We start from the raw sequence: 21,582 nt of genomic DNA, 5'->3' as shown, positions 1-21,582 counted from the left end.
CTCGCGAATTAGCGGTCGAGATAAGCATCGACGGTCAGCTCCAGCATGCGGCGCATGGAAAAGCGCTCGCGGGACCATTGCGCCACATTGGTGGCGAGTTCCGCGCGCTCCTGCGGGTCGCGGCGCCAGGCCAGCACCTGGCTGGCGATGGCATCCGGTTCCAGATTGTCGATCGAGGGCAGGACGGTGCCGCTCACCTTGGGCACCAGCGTCTCGGCGGCGCCTCCGGCCGGCGTGGTGACGACCGGAACCCCGCTGAACTGCGCTTCGATCAGCACATTGGGTAGGCCCTCGTGCCGGGACAGCAGCAGAAACACGTCCATATGCGACAGCCAATGGCCGACCCGAGGCGAGCGCCCGGTGAACAGCACGCGATCGGCAATGCCCAGTTCCTCGGCATAGGAGGTGGCCTTGCCGAGCAGGGGCCCATCACCCACCAGGATGAAGCGGGCATCGGGCACGCGTGCGGCCAGGCTCGCCGCGGTTTCCAGCCAGAGCAGCGGGCGCTTGTTGTCGTCGAAGCGCATGACCGAACCGATGGTGAAGCCGGCCTTGACGTCGAAGCTCTCGAGCTTCTGGGTCAGGGCCAAGGTCTTCTCGTCCGTCGCCGTGCTCAGGGGATCGAGCCCGTTGGGGATGATGCGCACCGATCCGCGCGGCAGCTTGAGCCAGGCCTCGTAGCGCTCGCCGGCGGCCTGCGAGTTCGCCACGATGGCAACGCCCCGAGCCGAGAGCAGCGAGCGATAGACCGCTTCATATTCCGGCTTGTTGCGTTCGAAGCGATCTTCGGGCGGCAGCGTGCGCACGCCGAGCAGGATGCGAGGCACGCCCGCCAGCAGGGCGGCCAGCCCCGTGGCGAGGACCGAGCCGTCCTGCCAGATATGCACGATGTCGGGGCTGATATATTTCAATGCGTCGGTGAGCCGGATCACGCCTGTCCGCATCTGCGTCGGCAGGTGATCGAGGAAGCCGATCAGGTCCTTGACGCGGGAATAGCGCGGACGTCCGCCATATTCGGCAAACAGCGAATATTCGTGGATCGGCAAGCCCGCTTCCACAAATTGCGGCACGAAGAAATCGGCGCCGGCACGCGAATGCAGCGAGCTGCAGACCACATGGATGGGGCCCATGATGTCGGCATCGGCAATAGGGCTCGCCGCATGGATGGCGCGGTTCAGGCCGAGCGCCGTGTTGGTGAACTGGCGTTCGGCACCGCCCGATCCCAGGCTGCCATTGATCAGCACGACCGGTCCGACGAAGCGGCGCGGCTCGAAGGTCGTGTTCGCCTCGCGCTGGGCGATAGCCATCTCGAACACGCGTTCGATCACCAGATTGGGCAGATGGTCGTCGCTGTTGGCGTGATCGGGCACGAGTTCGCTGAGACTGCGCAGATCCTGTTCGATCCGTGCCTGCGTCTGGGCGATGTGCTTGGTCTCACCGAACTTGTCGCGCGCGAATTCGATGATCTCGCGGGCCCGCATCGGCTGTCCCAACGAGACATAGAGACGTCCGAGCGCAACCAGCACCGATTCGGGCGTCGAGTCCATCTCGACGAGCTGGCCGAAGGCCGCCTCGGCGCCATCGAAATCCTTCAGCTCGATCAGGCCGCGCCCGTAGATCAGCAGCTGCGAGGGATCTTCCGGTTCTTCGGCGAAGCGATCGGAATGGAGCGTCCTGCCGGCATCGACGCCGTCGATGCGGATGGTCCAGCGCAGCACGCGAAAGAAGGCCTCGCGCGAGGTCGGAAAACGCTCGTCGATGCCGCGCCAGACCAGGAGGGCCCGTGGATCCTGCACACGTTCCAGGGCCCGGGCGACCAGTGCCTGGAAGCGCTCCTCGCGTGGGTGCTTGATCACATAGGGAAGCAGCTTGTCGAGAGCTTCGGACAGTTCGGGCAGCCGGCGCATCGCGCCGGAGATGTCGCGGGCCTGGTTGACCTCGGCGGTGGTCACGCGTTGCGCGCCATTGCCTGCGCGCAGGCCGCTGGCTACCGCGGCCGAGACGATGTCACGGGCCGAGGTCTCGAGGGGAGGCGCCGGCGTGGCGTCGCTCGCCCCGGCGTCATCCACCGGCTGTACAGCAGACTGGGTGCGGAAAGCCATCATGACGATGAGACCGCCCGCGCCTTGCGAAGCCGTTCGACCAGGGCCCCTGCGGAGGACAGCGAGCGCCATTCCTCGGCGCGGCCGGCACTCTTTTCCTGCTGCGCGCTACGCTGCGAGGCGTCGCCGGCGAGCTGGTTGAGCGTTTCGACGAGACCATTCTCGCCTTCACCGATCCAGACCGCTGCGTTGCCCAGGATGGCGCGCGCCACCGGCCCATCGGATGCAACGATGGTCTTGCCATGCAGGAGCGCGTCGACGAGTTCGAACCGGGTCCGCTCGGTTCGGCTCGAACCTGCGAGCGTCGGGGTGACGAAGATGTCGATGGTCTTGTAGGCTTCGGCGATCGAGCCGACCTTGGGACGGCCGGGGAAGAGCACGCGCTCGCCATGGCCCATATGGCTCAGGCGCTCATGCAGCTTGAGGAAGCGGGAACCGACACCGAAAACCGCCAGTCCAACATCAATGCCATTGGCGACGAGCTTGTCGAAAGCATCCCCGATACCTTCCAGATCGAGGTCCTCATAGGGATCTCCGACATAGCCCAGGACCAGCCGGTTTCTGAGGGCGGGGTCGCTGCGCCAGGCGGGGGTCTTCTCATCCGCCTTGAAGGCGGGCACGCTCTCTCCGAGCATCAGCAGCTTGGCCGGCGGCACCTTTCGGGCGGCCACGGCATCCGATGCGCCGGGCCAGCGGGTGAGGACGAGGCCCGCCTCCGCGATGAGAGCATCGTCAGCCTGGCGAAGCAGCGTTTCCTTGTCGTTCGCCGACGTGGTGTCGGTCCCCGCCGCGACACGCTGGCAATCAAGCACCAGAGTGGCGCCCGACATCCGCGCCGCGATGGCGGCCGGATAAGCCGCCTCCAGATCGGTGGCCACCACAATGATATCGGCTTCGAGCGTCCTGGCAGTGCGCCCCAGTGCGACGCCGGCGTCGCGGCCGTATTGATCGATGATGGCCGGTGCGGTCTCGATCGGGGCCATACGGTGATAGGCGATGCCATCGACCATGTCAGGCCCGGATTTACGGGAAGCCCCGGTGTTGCGCACGGGATATCCCGGCTGGGTCACCACCCGCACCGAGCAGTCATGCTTGGCCAACTCCTGGGCCAGGGCATGCGTACGCATGCTGATGGAGGACCAGTGATAGGGCAGGGATTGCGGCACATAGAGCAGCACGTTGAGGCGTGCTCCCGGCGCCTTGCGCGAGACCTGTTTGGGCAGACGGATGCCTTGGTCCTTGAAGCGCTCCAGCGCCATCAGTTCCTCATAGCGTCGGGTCTCCGTCGCATTGAGGGCCGCACCGGCGCGCAGGGCTTCCTGGAGAATGGCGCTGGCCTCATCGATCGAGCCGGTATCCATGAGCGTGAAGGCCAGGAGCTTGACCCGTCCCTCGTTCGGATCGGCTTCGGCTGCGGCCTTGGCGAGCGCGACGGCGGTGGCCGGATCGGCGGCGCGGGCTTGCTTGGCGAGATCGAGCAGCACGCGCGACAGCACGCTGCCACGCGGGCGCTGGTCCTGGATCCAGCGTTCGGCCGCTGCCAGGCCATCCTTCTGCGCCTTGGCGAGGGCGATCTCGGACAGTTGCAGATATTCGGGGGCCGCGCCGGTCGGGATGAGATCGGCCGGCAGCGAGAGCGAATGGCGATAATCCCGATACCATTCGGCGATGCGGGCCGGCAGGCGCATGCTGTCACGCCAGCTCGAAAATCCGGTCATCATCACCTGGCCAAGCCGGTAGGTATGGCCTTCGCGCAGCTTGGTGATGCGTTGCTCGGCATGCTTCCAGACACTGCGCGTGTCGAGCACGGCGAGTTCCGCACTGCGTTTGGCTTCGCGATAGACGTCGAGGTCACGTTCCAGCTGCTGCAGGCGGGTGGTGAGCGCCACCTTGTCCTCGGCCAGTGAGCGCTCGGCCAGTTCGGCTTCGAGCTCCCTGATGCGCCGTGTCGCAGCCGCTTCGCGGTCGAGCGCAGCCTGAAGCTCGGTACCAGAGGAAGCAGGCGGCGCGGAAACGGCCGCAAGCCTGGTTTTGCGGCGGTCGGGGGAGTCAGAATCGTGCAAGCCGCCGTCCATGGTAATCGCCGCCCCTTCGAGCTGACGGTCGTCGAAGAGCGTCGTCCTGGGACTCACATGCTCCGCCGTTCCATCACCATTACGATGCAGCCTGGGCGCTTCGGTCACTCTGCTCACCTTGATCTCCGGCTCCTCGGAACAAGGCGCGTTCAGGCAGAACGCGCCTTTGCTCCAACTTTTCGTGCGGATGCGTCATGCGAAGCCTGGTGCGGACACCGGATCGCAAGACGTTTTGGGCTCAGCTCGCCAGCTTCAGGTTCAGCAAGCCTTCCAGGTTCTTGCTGGCGCTGTTGTCCGGGGCGAGTTCGCGGCTGCGGGCGACCGCGGATGAGGCCGTGGCAAGATCACCGGCCCGATGGCTCGCGCGAGCCAGATGCAGCCAATGGGTGGCTGAGTCAGGCTTGAGCTCGAGGACGCGCTGGTAGTAGTCGGCCGAGTCGGTGAAAGCGTGCGTCTGGTAGAGATGATGAGCCACCGCTGTCAGAGCCGGCACGTTCTCCGGATCGATCTGGAGCAGGAGATAAGCAACCTCGGCAGCCTCGGCCGGCCGCTTCTCGCGGCGATGGGCGCTCAACTCCTTGGAGAGGATGGCGGCGACCTTGCGGCGGAGCAGTTGCAGTTCGTCGTCATCCTGGCCAACCTTGGCCAGCAGCGCCAGGTGAAGCGCTGCCTGGCGGGCCTCGCCACCGCGCAGGGCAAGCTTGCTGGCACGGCGGACACGCTGGATCAGGCGGCCGACATAGTCGACCTCGGGTGAAGCCAAGCCGGCCTGATACAGGGTCACCAGACCCGTATATTCCAGTTCTGCTTGTCCTGCGGCCCGGGCGAGGCGCTTGGCGGCAACCTGATCGGTGGGATCGATATCGAGCAGGCGCGACCACAATTCCAGCGCTCGTTCCGGGATGCCGGTGCGCTCGGCGGCGGTCGCCAGGCGCTTGGTCGCCGTGGGATGGCGGGGATCAACCTTCAGGACCTGTTCCCAAGCGGCCGCGAAACCGGCGGGATCCTGCTCGAGATCGGCCTGCTTGGCCTGGTCTACCACGTCGTTGCGCAGGGCGATGATGCGCTTGCGCAGGATTGGATCGGCGGGCGCCACCGCGTTGCCGAGGCGAAGCACGCGACGATAGCCGTCCTGGTCGCCAGCCCGATCGAGCTCGACGGCGGCCTTGGCGAGATTGCTGCCGACCCGCGCGATGATCTCCTCGAAACCTTCGATCGTGCCGGCGTCGGCATGGCGAATGGCGATCAGGACCTTGGCGGCGTCTTCGATCTGCTGGCCGCTCAGGAGCTTCTTGGCGGCCAGGAATGCGGTCGAGGGATGCGCTTCGGCTGCAGCGACGGCTGATTGCGCGACCTTGTCGAGCACGCCGGTATTCATGGCCGCTCTCAGACGCATCTTCAGCGCATTGGCGTGGCTGGGCGAAATCGCCAGCAGTTTGTCGGCTTCTGCGATCACCGCGTCCCAGTTCGAGGCCTGCCAGGCATCGCGCATGGTTTCGAGATGGCTGCGCAATTCCGGTGCCGAAGGCGACATACGCCGCTTTGGCTGGGTCCAGCTTGCGGGGCCGGGAATGACGCTATGGCCGAAGGAGGCGTTCGAGAGGGCGTCGTTCGCAATATCCATCTTCTATCTCACTCGTCATATTTGCCTGGGCAGGCACTCGGCGATCACCACATGTGATCAATTGATCTGATCACTCGGAGATGATCAGAAGCGTTCTGTAGGAATCAATGTGTATTTTTGGGCTTTAAGCCAGTACAGCATCTGAATTTGGCGTTACGGTGGCAATAATTAAATTTTAGTAAACTATATTATATTTCATATACTTAGAGATATTGATCATAATTATTACAACGAACGCATTTTACTGCAGATTTAATTTTTTATGGCTCGATCTCTGGTGTTATCAGGTCCCATGTCGTCGGTATCGTCGACAGCTCGCCTCCGGCTGTGGCGTTCAGCGGGCGCGGGCCCTCTTGTATTTCCGTGGTTGCTCGGCTGGAGGATCTGCCGCCGGCGGACTTGCCAATAAATCCACGGTTCGCTGCACCATCAGGGTGGTGGAGAAGCGTTCGGAAGCGATCTGCCGGATGCGATCCGCAAGGCTTGGATCGGAGCGCCGCCAGTCGATGACGTGGGCCACCTTGGCGCATAAGGCTTCGAGATCGACCGCCTCGACCGTGTCGGTGGCCAATCCCGTCACGCCCGGCGTGAAGGTTTCGCAGGCGCCGCCGGCCGGGGTGCTCACCACCGGAATGCCGGCGAGCTGGGCCTCGATGAGCACGTTGGGCAGGCCCTCGAAGCGCGACAGCAGCACGAAGGCATCCATCTTCGCCAGCCAATAGCCGACGCTGGCCGAACGGCCCACGAACAGGATTCGGTCTGCTATGCCGAGTTCGGCGGCACGTTGGCGCACGCGGGGCAGCAGCGGCCCGCTGCCGACCAGGACGAAGCGGGCGTTGGGCCGGGCCTCGTGATAGGCGCGGGCGAAATCGATCCAGAGTTCCGGGCGCTTGTCGACATCGATGCGGAACACGCCGCCGATCGTTTCGGTGGCATCCGCCGTACGGCGCTCGAATTTCTGCCAGCGTTCTTCATCGGTCTCGTTCGGGTCGGGCGGCAGATGCTCGACACCGTTATGAACGATGTTGAAGCGCTCCTGCGGCAGGCCGAGCCAATCGCAATAGGCCTTGGCGGCTGCATGGCTGTTGCTCATGAACTCCACGCCTGGAATTTGAGCCAGGGCCCGGTACATCGGCTCATATTCACCCCGGAACAGATGGGGGCGCAAAACCGGCGGCAGGCCGCGCGCATTGAGGACGATGCGTGGAACACCGGCCACGAGCGCCGCCAGTGCGGCGAATAGCACGGCACCGTCCTGCCAGATATAGGCCACGTCGGTGCCATGGCGGCGGAAGTGCTCGACCAGGCGTTGGGCGCCGAAGGCGGCATGGGCCGGCACCAGGGGCAGCAAATGCCGAAGATCGCTGTCTTCCGCCACGAGGTCCACCGGGCGGGCCGGCGTCATGTTGTCGATCTGATAGGCCTCGACCTGCTCGCAGGCGATCATGGGCAGAAAGAAATCGTGATTGTTCTCGCGGCTGAGCGACTTGACCACGACCTGAATCGGACCGCGGATCTGCCGGCCGGAGATGCTGCCGCTTTCGCGCCGGGTGCGCTCCAGCCGCGCCGCCGTGCGGGCAAGCTGCCGTTCCGCGCCGCCGGTGCCGAGGCTGCCCGTGATCAGCGAGACGGAGCCGAGCCGGCCCGGCGCCACCGGACGCACGGATCGGTTGCGGAAGATGTCGATGGCCGTCCTCAGCACCACGATGCGTGCAGGTATGCCGCATGTGCGCCAGTCCGGTGCGTGCCGGTCGAGGACTTCCATGCCCTTGCGCAGTTCCTCGGCCATCACCGAGGCATTCTTGGGCGCCTGTTCGGTTGCCAGAAGCCGATCCAGGATCGCCAGGGCTTCGGTCAATTCCCCCCATTCGCGCAGCCGCTTGGCGTAGATGAGCGACGCGTTCTTGGAGTCCGGGAAATCGGCCAGGGTTGAGACGAACAGTGCCTTGGCAGGTGCGATCTCTCGCAGTTCGACGAGGAGTTCGGCCTTGTTGAGGCGCCGATCCGCGTCGGAGGGCACGCCGGGATAATGGCGCTCCAGGATTTCGAGGCCTTCGGTGGTGCGCTGATGCCGTGACAGCCAGCGCAACCGATATTGCAGGGCTCGGTAATTGTCGGGGAATTTTTCGTGGACGTCAGTCCATAGCTCCAGCATGCCCTCGCGGACACGGGTCATCTCGGCGACGAGTGCGTGGGAGAGATTGACGTCCAGCTCCCCCGGGAAGCGGGAAAGCAGATATTTCAGGCGCGGAAGCGCAACCTGGGCGGTTTCGACATTGTCGGCACGCTTGACCAGATCGGCGCATTCGGCGCGCACGGCTTGCGAATAGACGTCGACGGTAGAAAACCAAGCGTGTCCACTCTCATGGACCGAGAGTAAAGGCGCGTCGGCGGTCTCCGACGATGGAAATCTGTTAGGTTTCAATAGTGCCTATCCCGTGGTTGCCCATGTATAGATTCCATACTCAATCATTAATTCCATAAAGATCAGATAATCTTTACAAAAGAATGACGCAAGTAAGGCAACTATTTGGTTTTCAACTGATGATTGTCTAGGCGTCTACAGCAAGAAATGTGGGTCGCTTCTTTGAGCGATTCCAATTTCTTTTGTTTTCCCCTCGGGCGGCGTCATGTCCGTTTCGAGCAGTCGGTTGCAGCGCGTGGCGGTGGACCGACATGCGCAATCACGCCGAACGTTCGCCCCGCACGAGACCTGCAGATATTGCAATGCAGCAATGTCCGCGCAGCCGAACGGAGCGCCGGAGCTCTGGCGAATGGATGGGCAGCGTGAGCGAGTGGAACTGCTGCGCCCAGAAATATCGATAGCGCACAGGCCTCTTTCGCCATCCGTCCTCCGATTCAACCAATGCCCCATACGGCACGATTCATCAGTACCTATGGCATTGCCAACCTCAGCGAGTCGGCTTTTTAGACTCATCGAAAATGGATTGCAAGCTTATAATGTTTTCTGCTTGGTGAAGCCAATTTTGAATAACCATAAATAGGCTGATCAAACCCCATTTTGTTCATCAATATGAACGTGATGGGTATAACAGAAGAAATGTGCTGTATTTACACTGACCATATTCTGAACATATTGTGTATGTTGAGTTCACGGGGCTGACTGTAGATGAATCTTTTATGACCGGGGTGCGATCAGTTGCGAGGCAGGGAAGTATGGGGCGGTTCGATTTCGGGCCGCCATTCCGTGCGTCTTGGCGCTGTGTCCGGACCGGTCGCCGCAGGGTGGGCAATCCAACACCAGCCTGTCGCGGCAAGGGATTTCGACGGTTGACCGTCAATCTCATCACAACAAATCGGCAGGGGGTGGCGGGCGCCTTGTAAGGTGCCGGAAGCTTGCTCGAATGTCTGGCCAACCCCGTCATGCGGCTTTGCGTCGAGATGGGTGGCGGCCGCCTGCCGTTACAAAACATAGGGCATTTTGAATATGCCTACTATCCAGAGTTCCTTAATCGAAAACATCATTGTTTTGATTCGGACCAAGATAAGGTAGAGCACATGTGTGGTATTGTTTGTGTTCTTGGCAGCGAATCAGTGGCCATGCCGCTGGTGGATGCGCTGCGAAGACTGGAATATCGGGGGTATGATTCCGCCGGTATTGCAACCCTGGAGGGCGGAGCCATCGTCCGCCGGCGCGCCGAGGGCAAGCTGGTCAATCTGGAAGCCAAGCTCGGTCGGGCACCACTTAGCGGTACCAGCGGTATCGGCCATACCCGTTGGGCGACTCACGGCAGGCCTACTGAAGACAATGCCCATCCGCATGCAACCGAGCGGGTGGCCGTCGTTCATAACGGCATCATCGAGAATTTCCGCGAATTGCGCGACGAATTAAGGGCCGATGGCGCCAGCTTCCAGTCGGAAACCGATTCCGAGGTCATCGCGCATTTCGTCACGCGAGAGCTGGAAAAGGGCCTTACGCCGATCGAGGCCGTGCAGGCATGCCTCAAGCGTATTCGCGGTGCCTTCTCGCTCGGATTCCTGTTCGCGGGGGAGGATGATCTCATCATCGGTGCCCGGCTTGGGCCGCCACTGGCGGTCGGCTATGGCAATGGGGCGATGTTCCTGGGATCGGACGCTATTGCTCTCGGTCCACTGACCAATACTTTCGCTTATCTTGAAGACGGCGATAGCGTCGTGATCACCCGCTCTACCGCGACTATCTACGATGCGGGGTTCAATCAAGTCGATCGCCCCATCCAGAAGGCAGAGATTTCGGCGGCCATCGTCGAAAAGGGCAATTATCGCCACTTCATGGCCAAGGAGATCCATGAGCAGCCGGAGGTGATTTCCCACACCCTGGCTTCGCTGATCGACATGACCAGCGAAACCGTTCGTCTGCCGGACCTGCCTTTCGATTGGAAGAACCTTAGCCGCCTTACCATCTCGGCTTGCGGCACGGCATCCTTCGCCGGACAGGTGGCGAAATACTGGTTCGAGCGCTATGCGCGCCTGCCGGTCGAGGTCGACATCGCTTCCGAGTTCCGCTACCGCGAAGCGCCGCTCGAAAAGGGCGGATTGTCGCTCTTCGTCTCGCAGTCGGGCGAGACGGCCGATACAATGGCAGCGCTGCGCTATTGCCAGGAGCATGGCCAGCACACGCTTGCCGTCGTCAACGTGTCGACCTCCACGATGTCGCGCGAGGCGGACGCCATGGTGCGCACGCTTGCCGGCCCTGAGATCGGCGTTGCCTCCACCAAGGCCTTCACCTGCCAGTTAGCGGTGCTTGCCTGCCTGGCGATCGGTGCGGGCAAGGCCCGCGGTACGCTGACCGTCGAGGCAGAAAAGGAGCTGGTGCGGGCGTTGATCGAAGCGCCGCGCCTGATGACGGAGGCGCTCCGGCTCGATCATGAGATCGAGGCCTGCGCGCGCGACCTCACCAAGGTCAAGGATGTGCTTTATCTCGGCCGCGGCACCAGTTACCCGCTCGCCCTGGAGGGTGCGCTGAAACTCAAGGAAATCAGCTACATCCATGCGGAAGGCTATGCCGCTGGTGAGCTCAAGCACGGCCCGATCGCCCTCATCGACGAGAGCATGCCCGTGGTGGTCATCGCTCCCTTCGATGCGATCTTCGAGAAGACCGTCTCGAACATGCAGGAGGTTGCCGCCCGTGGTGGTCGCATCATCCTGATCACCGATGAGAAAGGCGCCGAGGCCGCTTCGCTTTCCGGTGCAAGGACGATCGTGATGCCGGCAATGCCGGAAGTGGTTTCGCCCCTGGTCTATTCGGTGCCGATCCAGCTGCTCGCCTATCACACAGCGGCGCTCGTCGGGGCGGATGTCGATCAGCCGCGCAATCTCGCCAAGAGCGTGACGGTGGAATAGGCACCGGATCGCCGAAGCGCCCTGCGATTTGACGGCATTACCCGGAATCGCAAGGGCGCTCTAGCCAATCCGTTGGATTGGCCGGGAAACAAAGCGTTGGAGCAGACGGGCGTTCAGCCATGAACGCGCCTTGCTCTGTGAGATTGCAGCATCGGGCCGGAACCGAGCCTCAAGACGGCAACTGGGCCGGCCCGATGCTGGTGCAAGCGGCGCAAGTAACGCGGAAACAATAATTGAGGCTCTGCAGTCAGGATGCTGCAGCCATGCCTCGAAAGCTCGGGGTTATCACATGAGTCGCAAATATTTCGGCACGGACGGGATCCGTGGCCTGGCCAATAGTGTCATTACGCCAGAACTGGCGATGAAGGTCGGCATGGCGGCCGGCCTTGCCTTCCAGCGCGGCGAACATCGCCACCGGGTGGTGATCGGCAAGGATACCCGCCTGTCGGGCTATATGATCGAGAATGCCCTGGTAACAGGCTTCACCGCCGTGGGCGTCGACGTGATGCTGCTGGGCCCGATGCCGACGCCCGCCGTGGCGATGCTCACCAATTCACTGCGGTGCGACATCGGCGTGATGATCTCGGCCTCGCACAATCCTTATGAAGATAATGGCATCAAGCTGTTCGGCCCCGACGGCTTCAAGCTGTCGGACGAGACCGAGCGCGCCATCGAGGCCCTGATCGATACCAATCTGTCGTCGCGGCTGGCCGGTTCGCGCGATCTCGGCCGCGCCCGGCGCATCGACGACGTGCATGCTCGCTACATTGAATTCGCCAAGCGCACCTTGCCGCGCGGGCTGCGTCTCGACGGCCTCAGGGTCGTGCTCGACTGCGCCAATGGCGCCGCCTACAAGGTCGCGCCCGAGGCACTTTGGGAACTCGGCGCAGATGTGATTACCATCGGTGTCGAGCCGGATGGTTTCAACATCAACCGCGATGTCGGCTCGACTGCTCCGAGGGCACTCGCCCAGAAAGTGCGGGATCTGCGTGCCGATATCGGCATCGCCCTCGATGGCGATGCCGACCGCGTCCTCATGGTCGACGAGAAGGGGCGGGTCATCGACGGCGACCAATTGATGGCGGTGGTTGCCTCCGACTGGAAGGAAGAAGGCAAGCTGACACAGCCCGGCATCGTCGCCACGGTGATGTCCAATCTCGGCCTGGAACGCTATCTCGGCGGGCTTGGCCTGCAACTCGAACGCACCGCAGTGGGCGATCGCTACGTGCTCGAACGCATGCGGGCGCAGGGCTACAATGTCGGAGGCGAGCAGTCGGGCCACATCATCCTGTCGGATTTCGCCACCACCGGCGATGGTCTGGTCGCCGCCCTGCAAGTGCTGGCGGTGCTCAAGAAGACCGATCGCCCGGTCAGCGAAGTCTGCCATCGCTTCGATCCGCTGCCGCAGATCCTCAAGAATGTAAGGATCCGCCGCCGCAAGGTGCTGGATGATCCCAAGGTGGCCAGTGTGATCGAGGGCGCGCGCAAGCAGCTCGGGGATGGCGGCCGCCTGGTCATCCGCCCCTCCGGCACCGAACCGGTGATTCGCGTCATGGCCGAGGCCGACGACCGCGCCAACGTCGAAACGGCCGTGGACGAGGTGATCGACGCCATCACAAAGGCGGCGGCGTGAGGTTTTGGTGGCCGGGTCCCGGGACCCGACCACCAAAGATCGCGATCAGGTTGCACAGCGTGGCAATTCAACCTTGCATGAACGCAAAGCTGGATTGCTTCGTTGCTTCCGCAAGGACGGTCGCCATTCAATCTCTCAACGGGCGAATTTGCGGATGAGCGAGACGAGCTGCGGCTCGTCGATCAGCAAGGCGGCGTCTTCGGGCGAGAGCCATTTGCGCAGGCGTTGGGCTTCTTCGGGCCAGCTTTCAAGTTCGTTCTCGACCTTCAATGGATAGACGTCGACCTCGACCATGCCAAAATGGCTCTTGAAGCGCTTCCAATAGCGGTATTGGCCGATAGGCTTGCGCTTGATCTTGCCGAGGATCCCGGCTTCCTCCAGCGCTTCGCGCTCCGCCCATTTCCAGGTCTTGGGGCCTTCGGCCCAGCCCTTCGGGATGATGAAACGGCGGGTCTGGCGCGAAGTGAGCACCAGCACCTCGATGCCGCCGCCCTTGCGCCGGCGAAAAGGCAGGGCCGCGACCTGACGGAGCGCCGCGCCGCTCGTCAGTGACTTCTGGTCCCTGGCCTTGATCTTCGCCATTGCCCGCCGTTCCCGCTCAGGCGCCGTGCTTGCGGATGGCGGCCGAGATCTGCGCCAGGCCTTGCTTCAGTTCTTCCTCGAGCGGATAGGCAAAGCCGATGCGCAGATGGTTACGCGGCATCTCGAACCAGTGCCCGGGGCCGACATAGGTTCCGAAGCTTTCCAGCAGATCCTTGTAAAAGGCATCGAAGTCGAAACCGGGCGGATGGCGGAAGCGCGGAAAGCAGACCACGCCTCCCTTGGGTTCGACCCATTCGAGCTTGGGATCGCCCGCGATCCACTCGCGCATGATGGCAAGGCGATCGGCGATCAAGCCCGCCTGCTCCCTGAGGAAGGGGCCGCGCCGTTCGAGCACGCTGCCAGCGATCCATTCGTCCACCACGCTTCCGCAGATGCCGATCTGCTCCTTGGCGGCAAGGAAACGCTCCTGCAGTTCGGCGTCGCGCGTGATGATCCAGCCCACGCGAATGCCGGGCACGCCGTAGGCTTTGGAAAGCGAGGAGACGCTGATGGCGCTCGGGCTGAGCGAGGCCGCCACCGGCAGGACCCCACCATGACTGAGGTCGCGATAGGTTTCGTCGACCAGCAGCTTGCAGCCGGCCTGCTCGACCAGGGCGATCAGCCCGTCGAGATCGGCCTGGCTGAGCATGGTTCCGGTTGGATTATGTGGGCAGGTCACGCTGATATAGCGGGTTTCCGGCCTCATGGCCTCCGCCACCTTGACCAGATCGAGTGCGAAGCCGGTCTCGAAATCGAGATCGACACAGGTGATCGCGCAGCCGATGGCGCGGGGCGTCTCGATATTGGTGGCGTAATTGGGCCTGACCACCACGAGATGGTCGCTCGGCGACAGTAGCGTGGTGGCGATGATGAAGAGGGCGCCGGCCGCGCCCGCCGTCACAAGCACGTCGTCGGGCGAGAGGCCTTCATCCTGGGAGGCGATCAGCCGGCGCAGACGCTCCTCGCCACGATGTTCGCCGTAAAACAGCGTGAGATCGGGAATATCGAGGCCGAAATCTGAGAGTTTTCTGTCACGGACCGAGCTCTCGGAGAGGTTGTAGCGGATACGGTCATAGCCATATTCCTCCGGCGCCTCCTTCTCGATCACCATGCGGGCATATTTCATTGCTGTTTTTTCCCACTCAGGATTTCGACGCGAAGCGGGCGAGCGCATCGAGGGTGGCGTCGACTTCGGCCATGCTGGTGTAGTGCGACAGGCCGAGACGGGCGACGCCGCCGCTCTCGCGCAGGCCGAGGGCGCCCGACGCCTCATGGGCATAGAAATCACCGGCCCAGCCGAAGATGTTGCCGGCGGCGAGATGCGCCATGGTTGCCTGCGGTGTCCGGCCTTCCAGGCGAAAGCTGAAGGTCGGCACGCGGGCATCGAGCCGGTTGCGGCTGGCAACGCCGAAGAGCTTGAGTCCTTCGATATCGGCAAGGCCAGCCAGGAAACGGTCCATCAGCTCAGCCTCATAGGCGGTGGCGGCCTCCAGGCCGGCGACGATCCGGGTCCGGAGCGGCTCACTTGCCTGCGTCCCGCCGAAAGCCTCGCCGAGCCAGGCCATATGCTCGATGGCGGCCTGCGTGCCGGCGAGGGCCTCGAAGGAGGGCGTGCCCGGGGCGAGACGCCAGGGCATGTCCATGGCGGCGGGTCGGACCTTGAGGGGAACCAGCCTGTCGCGCAGCTCGGCGCGCACATAAAGCACCCCGGCATGCGGACCGAAGAATTTGTAGGCCGAGCAGGCGAGCAGGTCGCAGCCGATCGTCTGCACGTCGACCGGAATGTGCGGGGCGGATTGCACTGCGTCGACCATGGTCACGGCGCCGACCGCCTTGCCGGCGGCGACGATGCGGGCGACGTCGTTGATGGTGCCGAACATGTTGCTGGCGTGGTTGCAAGCCACCAGCCGGGTGCGCGGCCCGATCAGCCGGTCGAGCGCCTCGTAGCGATATTCGAAGGTCTCGGGATCGAAATCGAGCCAGCGCACGGTGACGCCGCGCTCCTCGGCGGCGATCAGCCAGGGGCCGACATTGCCGTCATGGTCCATGCGGGTGAGGACGATTTCGTCGCCGGCTCGCCAGTCGCGTGCGATCATGCGCGAGAAATGGAAGAGCAATGAGGTGCTGTTCAGCCCGTACACGATCTCGTCGGCCGCCGCGCCGAGCAGGGCCGCGGCCGCTTGGTAGGCCCCTGCGAGGATGCGATCGCTGTCCTGCGAGGTGCGGAAGGGACCGCCTTCGTTGGCGCAGCTGTCGACCAGCACGCGCGTCATTGCGTCAACGACCCGGTGGGGGACCTGCGAGCCGCCGGGCGCGTCGAGATAGATGCGCGGCTTGCCGTCGTCGCGGAGGGAAAGCGCCGGGAAGGCGGAGCGAACGGCTTCGATGTCCCAAATGCTTGTGGTCATGGTCAAATCCTTTCCGGCCAACGTCAGCGGCTGGCGCGTAGGCTGGGCGTCTGCGTGGACAGGCAGGCGAGCACCTGCACATGCAGAGCGGGCGTGGCGCTGGCGGCGATGGCCTGGCGGCCGGAGCGGATGGTCAGTTCCTCGCCCTGCCAGGTGCTGATGGCGCCGCCGGCATTGCGGATGATCGGGGCAAGCGCGCAATAGTCGAAAGCGTCGAGCCCGCCATCGGTGCTGATGTCGAGCGCGCCATCGGCCACGCGGCCATAGGCATGGCAGCCGCCGCCATAGACGCACCAGCGGGTCTGGCCGCGCAGGTCCTGGAACGCGGCCTGTTCTGCCGTGTCGAAGGGCTCGGGATTGCCATTGGCCAGGATCGCGTTGTTCAACTCGGTGCAGGCGCGCGTGCGAATGGGCCTGCCGTTCAGCGTGCTGGGAACACCGTCGGCGCCGATCCAGCGTTCATGGGTGACGGGATTGTCGATCACGCCGAGCACCGGCACGCCGCGATAAGCGAGGGCGACCAGGGTGCCGAAAGTCGGGATGCCGGTGATGAAGGCCTTGGTGCCGTCGATGGGATCGATCACCCAGACCCATTCGGCGTCGAGGTCGGCCGATTCGAATTCCTCGCCGAGAATGCCGTGTCCAGGATAGTGCCGCGCGATCTGCTCGCGCAGCCGGGCCTCCACCCGGCGATCGATCTCGGTGACCGGGCTGGCATCGTCCTTGGTGAGGAATTCGCGCTGATTGGCGAGGGCCTCGCGGATGATGGCGCCGCTGGCATCGGCAAGAGAATCGGCAAAAGCGGCGAAGGCTTCGAGGTCAGGTCGTTGCATGGGAGCTTTCGGCAAGGTTGGTACGCGATTGGACGAGGGGGCGCCTATGCCGGCTCAGCCGGTGCTCGAGAGCACGCAGGGCCGAGGTGAGGACATAGGTGATGACGAGGTAGATCAATGCGGCGGTGATGAAGAGCTCATAAGGGGCGAAGGTGCGCGCTACGATGGTGTTGGCGACGCCGGTGAGCTCCATCACGGTGATAGTGCTGGCGAGGGAGGTCGACTTCAGCATGCTGACGACCTCGTTGCCATAGGCCGGCAAGGCAAGGCGGAAGGCATGCGGCAGGATGATGGTGCGATAGGCAAGGGCGGTCGACATGCCGCAGGCCCGTGCCGCCTCGATCTCGCCGGCCGGCACGGCCTGGATGGCGCCGCGCAAGATATAGGCGGTATAGGCCGCGGTGTTCAGGCTGAAGGTCAGAATGGCGCAGACCGAAGCCTGGCGCAGATAGGGCCAGAGGGCGCTGTCGCGCACCACATCGAACTGGGCGAGGCCGTAATAGACCAGGAAAATCTGGACCAGCAGCGGCGTGCCCCGGAAGAAATAGATGTAACAATGCAGGATCAGGCGCACCACGCCGTTGCCGTTGATGCGCAGGATCGCCACCGGAATGGCGATGAGCATGCCGCAGGCGAGGGAAGCGGCCAGGAGCTGCAGCGTGATCGCCGTGCCCTTGAGCAAAGCGGGCAAGCTTTCGAGCATGAGATCGAGGTTCATTGCGCGAGCTTCCTTTCGCCGCGCGCGGCCCAGCGCTCGAGGGCGTCTACCGCCGAGGTGTTGACGATGGTCAGGATGAGATAGGCGATGGCGGCGATCACGTAGAAGCGGAAGGGGTCGCCCGCCACGGACGTCGCCATCGAACTGACGCGCATGATCTCCTCCAGGCCGACGATCGAGATCAGCGAGGTGTCCTTGATCAGCGAGATCCAGTTGTTGCCGAGGCCCGGCAAGGCGTAGCGCCACATCAAGGGAAGGCGGATATGAATGAAGCTGGTCAGGGAGGACATGCCGAAGGCCTGGGCGGCTTCGACTTCGCCCTTCGGGAGGGCCAGGAAGGCGCCGCGCAGCACCTCGGACGCATAGCCGCCGAAGACGAGGCTGAGTGCGAAGACGCCCGCCGGCAAAGCCGGGATCTCGACATAGGCGGCATCGGGCCGAACGGTCTTCATCAGGGCCGTCAGCGCGACGGTGCCGCCGAAATAGACGATCAGGATGATCAGGAGTTCGGGCGTGCCGCGCACGACCACGGCAAAGCCCCGGCCGAGGCCGCGCAGGAAGGCGTTCGAGGACAGTTGCGCCAGCGCGCCCAGCATGGCCCAGACGAAGCCGAGCAGCAGCGAGAGTACGGCGACCTCGATGGTTACCAGCAAGCCGAAGGCGATCTGCGTCCCCCAGCCCAAGAAGAAGTCCATGGCCAACACGCTCCGACAGCGGGGTTGGAAGAGAAGCCAGCGCAGCTGACGGCGAGGCGTTTGGGGTTGCTTGCGGTTCGTGCCCCGTCATCCCCGGCGCCACCGGAGGTGGCGGGAAGGGGATCCAGGGTCGTTGGTCGAGTCCTTCAGCCCCTGGACCCCCTTCCCACGGCCTATGGCCGTGCCGGGGATGGCAGAACATGTGCCTGCCAGCGCTGCCCTACTGGGTTGCGGCCGGCAGCACGCTGAACGACCAGTATTTGTCGTTGATGGCCTTGAAGGCGCCGTCGGCGAACATGGCCTTCAGGGCGCCGTCCACCTCGTCTCGCAGCTTGGTATCGTCCTTCCTCAGGCCGATGCCGACACCGGGCCCGAAGAATTCCACGTCGTTGATCTCGGGCCCGACAAAGGCGTAGTCCTTGCCGCGCGGCTTATCGAGGAAGTCCTGGGCGAGCTTGATCGGCCCGGCAAACACCAGGTCGACGCGCTTGGAGGTGAGATCCAGCAGCATGTTGTCGACGGTGTCGTAGAGCACGATGTCCGCATCGGGAAACTTGTCGCGCATGTATTTCTCATAGGTCGAGGAGCGCTGGATGGCGATCGCCTTGCCCTTGATCCCGTCCGGATTGGCCTTGCCGTCAGCCGTCAGCGGCGCAAGGCTGGACCCCTTGGCCGCGATGAAGCGGGCGGTGGAGGAACGGTAGGGCAGGCTGAACTCGATGCTCTTCTTGCGCTCGTCGGTGATCGACATGCTGGCAGCCAGCATGTCGAACTTGCCGGCCATCAGCGCGGGGATCAGCGAGTCGAAAGGCTGGCAGACGAAACTGATATCCGCGCCGACGCGCTTGCCCACTTCTTTGGCGACGTCGACATCAAAGCCCTGCAGGGTGCCGCTGGCGTCCTTGAAGTTGAAGGGCGGATAGGTGCACTCGCTGCCCACCCGCAACTCCCGGGCCTGGGCCATGGAAGTCAGCGAGGCCAGGCAAGCCAGTGAGGTCACTGCACTGGCAGCCAGAAGGATGGCGATCTTCTTCATGGAATTCCCCTCCATTGTTCTTGAAGCTCTGGATTCACAGCACGCGCTGCAGAAAGGCGCGGCAGCGCTCGGATTTCGAAGCGCCGAACACCTGGGCCGGCGGGCCGCGTTCCTCGATCACGCCCTTGTGCAGGAAGACCACCTCGGCCGAGATCTCGCGGGCGAAGGCCATTTCGTGGGTGACTACGATCATGGTGCGGCCTTCCTCGGCCAGGGTACGCATGACGCCCAGCACCTCGCCGACCAGTTCGGGATCGAGGGCCGAGGTCGGTTCGTCAAACAGCATCAGCCTCGGCTCCATGGCGAGGGCCCGCGCGATGGCGACGCGCTGCTGCTGGCCGCCCGAAATATGGGCTGGGTAGTGCGAGCGCTTCTCCCATAGACCCACCTTGGCGAGATAGGCTTCGCCGCGCTCCTGGGCCTCGCGCCGGGACAGGCCGAGCACCTTGATCGGCGCGATGGTGACGTTTTCCAGCACCGTGAGCTGGCTCCAGAGATTGAAGTTCTGGAACACCATGCCCATACGGCTGCGCAGGCGGTTGATCTGCCTGGCATTCAGCTTGGTGCGGTCCCCGCGCCGGTCGAGCGTGATCTCCTCGCCCTCCACGGCGATGGAGCCGGCGCTTGGAATCTCCAGGAGGTTCATGCAGCGCAGGAAGGTGCTCTTGCCCGAACCGGAAGCGCCTATCATGCTGATGACGTCATGCGTACGAGCCGTCAGGTCGACGCCGCTCAGCACCTCAAGAGTGCCGAAACTCTTGCGAATACCCGTCGCGCGAAGCACGACTTGTTCTTGATTCCCCATGGAATTTCCCGTGCTGTGGCGCGGTGGTGTTTGCACGAGATTGGGCGACTAAGCGGTCGTACCCAAGAGCCAATTTCCAGTGGTGATACAGTCCAATTCCACCGCGGGAGCGAAGCATCAGCCAAGCTCTTCGATGGCATGGGCGAGGATTTCGGCGTAGCGACGGAGGCGCTTGACCGGATTGTTGCCGAAGCCGAGCACGAAACCATGCCGCTTCAGCGCGCTGCGGCAATAGCGCGAGAGGGGCGGGCAATCCATCTCGTGATCGAGCAGTCGCTTCGAGACGGCGCGGTCGTCGAAGGGCCGATGGGAGCGGATGGTGAGGTGGAGTCCAGCCCTGACGTCGGGAACGATGAAATCGCCACCGAGCCGGTCGCGCAGGCCCTCCGCCAGCGCTCCCGCTCTTTCGCGATAGATCGCCCGCATGCGCCGCAGATGCGACGCCAGGTGGCCCGAGCTCATGAATTCGGCGACCAGGGCTTGGTCGGGCAGCGGGGCATAGAAGGAGAAAATGCGCTGGGCCAGCTTGAAGGCCTCGATCAACTCCGGCGGGGCAACCAGATAGGCAAGCCTCAGCCCTGGTGCCAGCACCCGGTTGAAGGAACTGGTATAGATCACACGGCCGGAATGGCCGGCATAGAGCGGTGGGACGGGAGCACCCGACCAGCGGATCTCGCTATTGAAATCATCCTCCAGGATCCAGCCGTCTTCAGCCACGGCCCAGTCGAGGAGAGCCTGTCGGCGCGGCGCGGACATGGTGCAGCCGAAGGGGAACTGCTCGACCGGCGAGACGATGGCAAGCCGCGCCGGCAGGCTGGAACTGGTGACGGCGGCGATGTCGAAGCCTTCGTCATCGACGGGGATGGGCTCGACCTTCAGACCGCAGGCCGTCAGCGTCGCGAGCTGGGTGACGTGGCCGGGGTCTTCCAGCAGCACGCGGTCACCCTGGTTCAGCAGCACATGGGCGGCCATGGCGGCCGCCTGTACCGTGCTGGAGAAGATGACGACCTGCTCGGGGCGGCAGACGATGCCGCGTGTTTCCTCCAGATAGGCGGCGATCTGTCGGCCGAGCGGCAGCGTCGCCCGGGCATAGTCGTAGCCCGTATGCGAGGCGGCATGAGCGCGCCAGTGCTGCCCGGCAAGGCGTGCGAAAACCTCGTAGGGAAATTCGTTGAGGGCGGGAATACCAGGACTGAGGCCGAACCGCTCTCGGCGTTCGGGTGGCACGTCGAGGGCGAGCAGGGCTTCGGCATGGGCGGAGGGGCGGGCAGGGCGTCGCTTGCCGACAGGTTCCATGATCGGTGGGCGCGGCAGGTGATCTTCCGGAAAGACCTGTTCCACGAAGGTGCCGGAACCGACGCGCTTCTGCAGATAACCTTCCGTCGCCAGTTTCTCATAGGCCAACACCACCGTGCTGCGGGAGATGGCGAGTTCGTCCGACAGCATGCGGCTCGGCGGCAGGCGTGCGCCGCGGGGGATCCGTCCGTCGGCGATCAATCCACGCAACTGGGCGAAAAGCTGCTGGTAGAGGGGGATGGCGGAGCCGCGCTCGAAGGAAATTAGGTTCCAGGCAGGATAGTTGAAGACTTCCATCGGCTTCCCAGCGGCGTGATCGTCCGGTCGGCCACGCGGCTGCCTCGCGACGGCAGCGATCGGGCGTCGCTTCCCGGCCCGTTCTTCGTCGCCATGCCTGTGATTACACGTTCAGCGACGCCGCGGCCACATCGT

The 21,582-nt window shown here is 63.7% G+C and carries 15 protein-coding genes; 2 read left to right on the top strand and 13 right to left on the bottom strand.

The genetic code is table 11. The features are described from left to right. Nucleotides 1-8: 8 nt before the first annotated feature. The 4 genes from ACZYTC_RS15475 to ACZYTC_RS15460 form a co-directional block, all read right to left on the bottom strand. Nucleotides 9-2,105, bottom strand: a complete 2,097-nt coding sequence (locus ACZYTC_RS15475; protein WP_441772659.1) for a glycosyltransferase — start codon at nucleotides 2,103-2,105, stop codon at nucleotides 9-11. Next, nucleotides 2,102-4,294, bottom strand: a complete 2,193-nt coding sequence (locus ACZYTC_RS15470; RefSeq protein ID WP_488989951.1) for a glycosyltransferase — start codon at nucleotides 4,292-4,294, stop codon at nucleotides 2,102-2,104. The genes ACZYTC_RS15475 and ACZYTC_RS15470 overlap by 4 nt, the downstream gene beginning before the upstream one ends. A 121-nt stretch (nucleotides 4,295-4,415) precedes the next feature. Beyond that, the gene (locus ACZYTC_RS15465) at nucleotides 4,416-5,801 is read right to left on the bottom strand and encodes a tetratricopeptide repeat protein (RefSeq protein WP_434955216.1); all 1,386 of its coding nucleotides are present in this window, start codon (nucleotides 5,799-5,801) and stop codon (nucleotides 4,416-4,418) included. A gap of 334 nt (nucleotides 5,802-6,135) precedes the next feature. Next, nucleotides 6,136-8,226: a glycosyltransferase gene (locus ACZYTC_RS15460; RefSeq protein ID WP_488989950.1), complete on the bottom strand. Its 2,091-nt coding sequence runs from the start codon at nucleotides 8,224-8,226 to the stop codon at nucleotides 6,136-6,138. 1,094 nt (nucleotides 8,227-9,320) lie between these two features. Between ACZYTC_RS15460 and glmS the strand changes: the two genes are divergently transcribed. Further along, nucleotides 9,321-11,144 (top strand): glutamine--fructose-6-phosphate transaminase (isomerizing), encoded by a 1,824-nt coding sequence (gene glmS / locus ACZYTC_RS15455; RefSeq protein ID WP_488989949.1) that lies wholly within the window; start codon nucleotides 9,321-9,323, stop codon nucleotides 11,142-11,144. Nucleotides 11,145-11,433: 289 nt separating this feature from the next. Beyond that, complete coding sequence (gene glmM / locus ACZYTC_RS15450; RefSeq protein WP_434955219.1) at nucleotides 11,434-12,777, top strand: phosphoglucosamine mutase; 1,344 nt, start codon at nucleotides 11,434-11,436, stop codon at nucleotides 12,775-12,777. Between the two features lie 135 nt (nucleotides 12,778-12,912). Here glmM and ACZYTC_RS15445 read toward each other — a convergent pair whose 3' ends face one another. The 9 genes from ACZYTC_RS15445 to pdxR form a co-directional block, all read right to left on the bottom strand. Continuing rightward, the gene (locus ACZYTC_RS15445; RefSeq protein ID WP_434955220.1) at nucleotides 12,913-13,359 is read right to left on the bottom strand and encodes an NUDIX hydrolase; all 447 of its coding nucleotides are present in this window, start codon (nucleotides 13,357-13,359) and stop codon (nucleotides 12,913-12,915) included. Nucleotides 13,360-13,375: 16 nt separating this feature from the next. Beyond that, complete coding sequence (locus ACZYTC_RS15440) at nucleotides 13,376-14,485, bottom strand: aminotransferase class I/II-fold pyridoxal phosphate-dependent enzyme (protein WP_488989948.1); 1,110 nt, start codon at nucleotides 14,483-14,485, stop codon at nucleotides 13,376-13,378. 16 nt (nucleotides 14,486-14,501) lie between these two features. Continuing rightward, entirely contained in the window at nucleotides 14,502-15,767 is a 1,266-nt protein-coding gene (locus ACZYTC_RS15435) for a cysteine desulfurase-like protein (protein ID WP_488989947.1), read from the bottom strand. A 23-nt stretch (nucleotides 15,768-15,790) separates the two neighbouring features. Continuing rightward, nucleotides 15,791-16,600, bottom strand: a complete 810-nt coding sequence (locus ACZYTC_RS15430) for an inositol monophosphatase family protein (protein WP_434955223.1) — start codon at nucleotides 16,598-16,600, stop codon at nucleotides 15,791-15,793. Further along, nucleotides 16,587-17,318 carry an ABC transporter permease gene (locus tag ACZYTC_RS15425; protein WP_434955224.1) on the bottom strand — a complete coding sequence of 244 codons (732 nt, stop codon included), beginning with the start codon at nucleotides 17,316-17,318 and terminating at the stop codon, nucleotides 16,587-16,589. The genes ACZYTC_RS15430 and ACZYTC_RS15425 overlap by 14 nt, the downstream gene beginning before the upstream one ends. Next, the gene (locus ACZYTC_RS15420; RefSeq protein ID WP_434955225.1) at nucleotides 17,315-18,013 is read right to left on the bottom strand and encodes an ABC transporter permease; all 699 of its coding nucleotides are present in this window, start codon (nucleotides 18,011-18,013) and stop codon (nucleotides 17,315-17,317) included. The genes ACZYTC_RS15425 and ACZYTC_RS15420 overlap by 4 nt, the downstream gene beginning before the upstream one ends. Before the next feature lie 220 nt (nucleotides 18,014-18,233). Continuing rightward, nucleotides 18,234-19,049 (bottom strand): ABC transporter substrate-binding protein, encoded by an 816-nt coding sequence (locus ACZYTC_RS15415; protein WP_434955226.1) that lies wholly within the window; start codon nucleotides 19,047-19,049, stop codon nucleotides 18,234-18,236. Between the two features lie 34 nt (nucleotides 19,050-19,083). Beyond that, complete coding sequence (locus tag ACZYTC_RS15410; RefSeq protein ID WP_434955227.1) at nucleotides 19,084-19,854, bottom strand: ABC transporter ATP-binding protein; 771 nt, start codon at nucleotides 19,852-19,854, stop codon at nucleotides 19,084-19,086. Between the two features lie 117 nt (nucleotides 19,855-19,971). After that, nucleotides 19,972-21,447: a MocR-like pyridoxine biosynthesis transcription factor PdxR gene (pdxR, locus tag ACZYTC_RS15405; protein WP_488989946.1), complete on the bottom strand. Its 1,476-nt coding sequence runs from the start codon at nucleotides 21,445-21,447 to the stop codon at nucleotides 19,972-19,974. Between the last annotated feature and the right edge of the window lie 135 nt (nucleotides 21,448-21,582).

This window comes from Labrys sp. F242 (assembly GCF_057813875.1).
This window is presented reverse-complemented; position numbering and strand designations above follow the sequence as displayed.

Bases quoted from the DNA above. Each gene is read 5' to 3' on its own strand.
- ACZYTC_RS15435 (WP_488989947.1), bottom strand. From the start codon at position 15,767: ATGACCACAAGCATTTGGGACATCGAAGCCGTTCGCTCCGCCTTCCCG.
- glmS (WP_488989949.1), top strand. From the start codon at position 9,321: ATGTGTGGTATTGTTTGTGTTCTTGGCAGCGAATCAGTGGCCATGCCG.
- ACZYTC_RS15465 (WP_434955216.1), bottom strand. From the start codon at position 5,801: ATGGATATTGCGAACGACGCCCTCTCGAACGCCTCCTTCGGCCATAGC.
- ACZYTC_RS15445 (WP_434955220.1), bottom strand. From the start codon at position 13,359: ATGGCGAAGATCAAGGCCAGGGACCAGAAGTCACTGACGAGCGGCGCG.
- ACZYTC_RS15475 (WP_441772659.1), bottom strand. From the start codon at position 2,105: ATGATGGCTTTCCGCACCCAGTCTGCTGTACAGCCGGTGGATGACGCC.
- pdxR (WP_488989946.1), bottom strand. From the start codon at position 21,447: ATGGAAGTCTTCAACTATCCTGCCTGGAACCTAATTTCCTTCGAGCGC.
- ACZYTC_RS15430 (WP_434955223.1), bottom strand. From the start codon at position 16,600: ATGCAACGACCTGACCTCGAAGCCTTCGCCGCTTTTGCCGATTCTCTT.
- ACZYTC_RS15440 (WP_488989948.1), bottom strand. From the start codon at position 14,485: ATGAAATATGCCCGCATGGTGATCGAGAAGGAGGCGCCGGAGGAATAT.
- ACZYTC_RS15415 (WP_434955226.1), bottom strand. From the start codon at position 19,049: ATGAAGAAGATCGCCATCCTTCTGGCTGCCAGTGCAGTGACCTCACTG.
- ACZYTC_RS15410 (WP_434955227.1), bottom strand. From the start codon at position 19,854: ATGGGGAATCAAGAACAAGTCGTGCTTCGCGCGACGGGTATTCGCAAG.
- glmM (WP_434955219.1), top strand. From the start codon at position 11,434: ATGAGTCGCAAATATTTCGGCACGGACGGGATCCGTGGCCTGGCCAAT.
- ACZYTC_RS15420 (WP_434955225.1), bottom strand. From the start codon at position 18,013: ATGGACTTCTTCTTGGGCTGGGGGACGCAGATCGCCTTCGGCTTGCTG.
- ACZYTC_RS15425 (WP_434955224.1), bottom strand. From the start codon at position 17,318: ATGAACCTCGATCTCATGCTCGAAAGCTTGCCCGCTTTGCTCAAGGGC.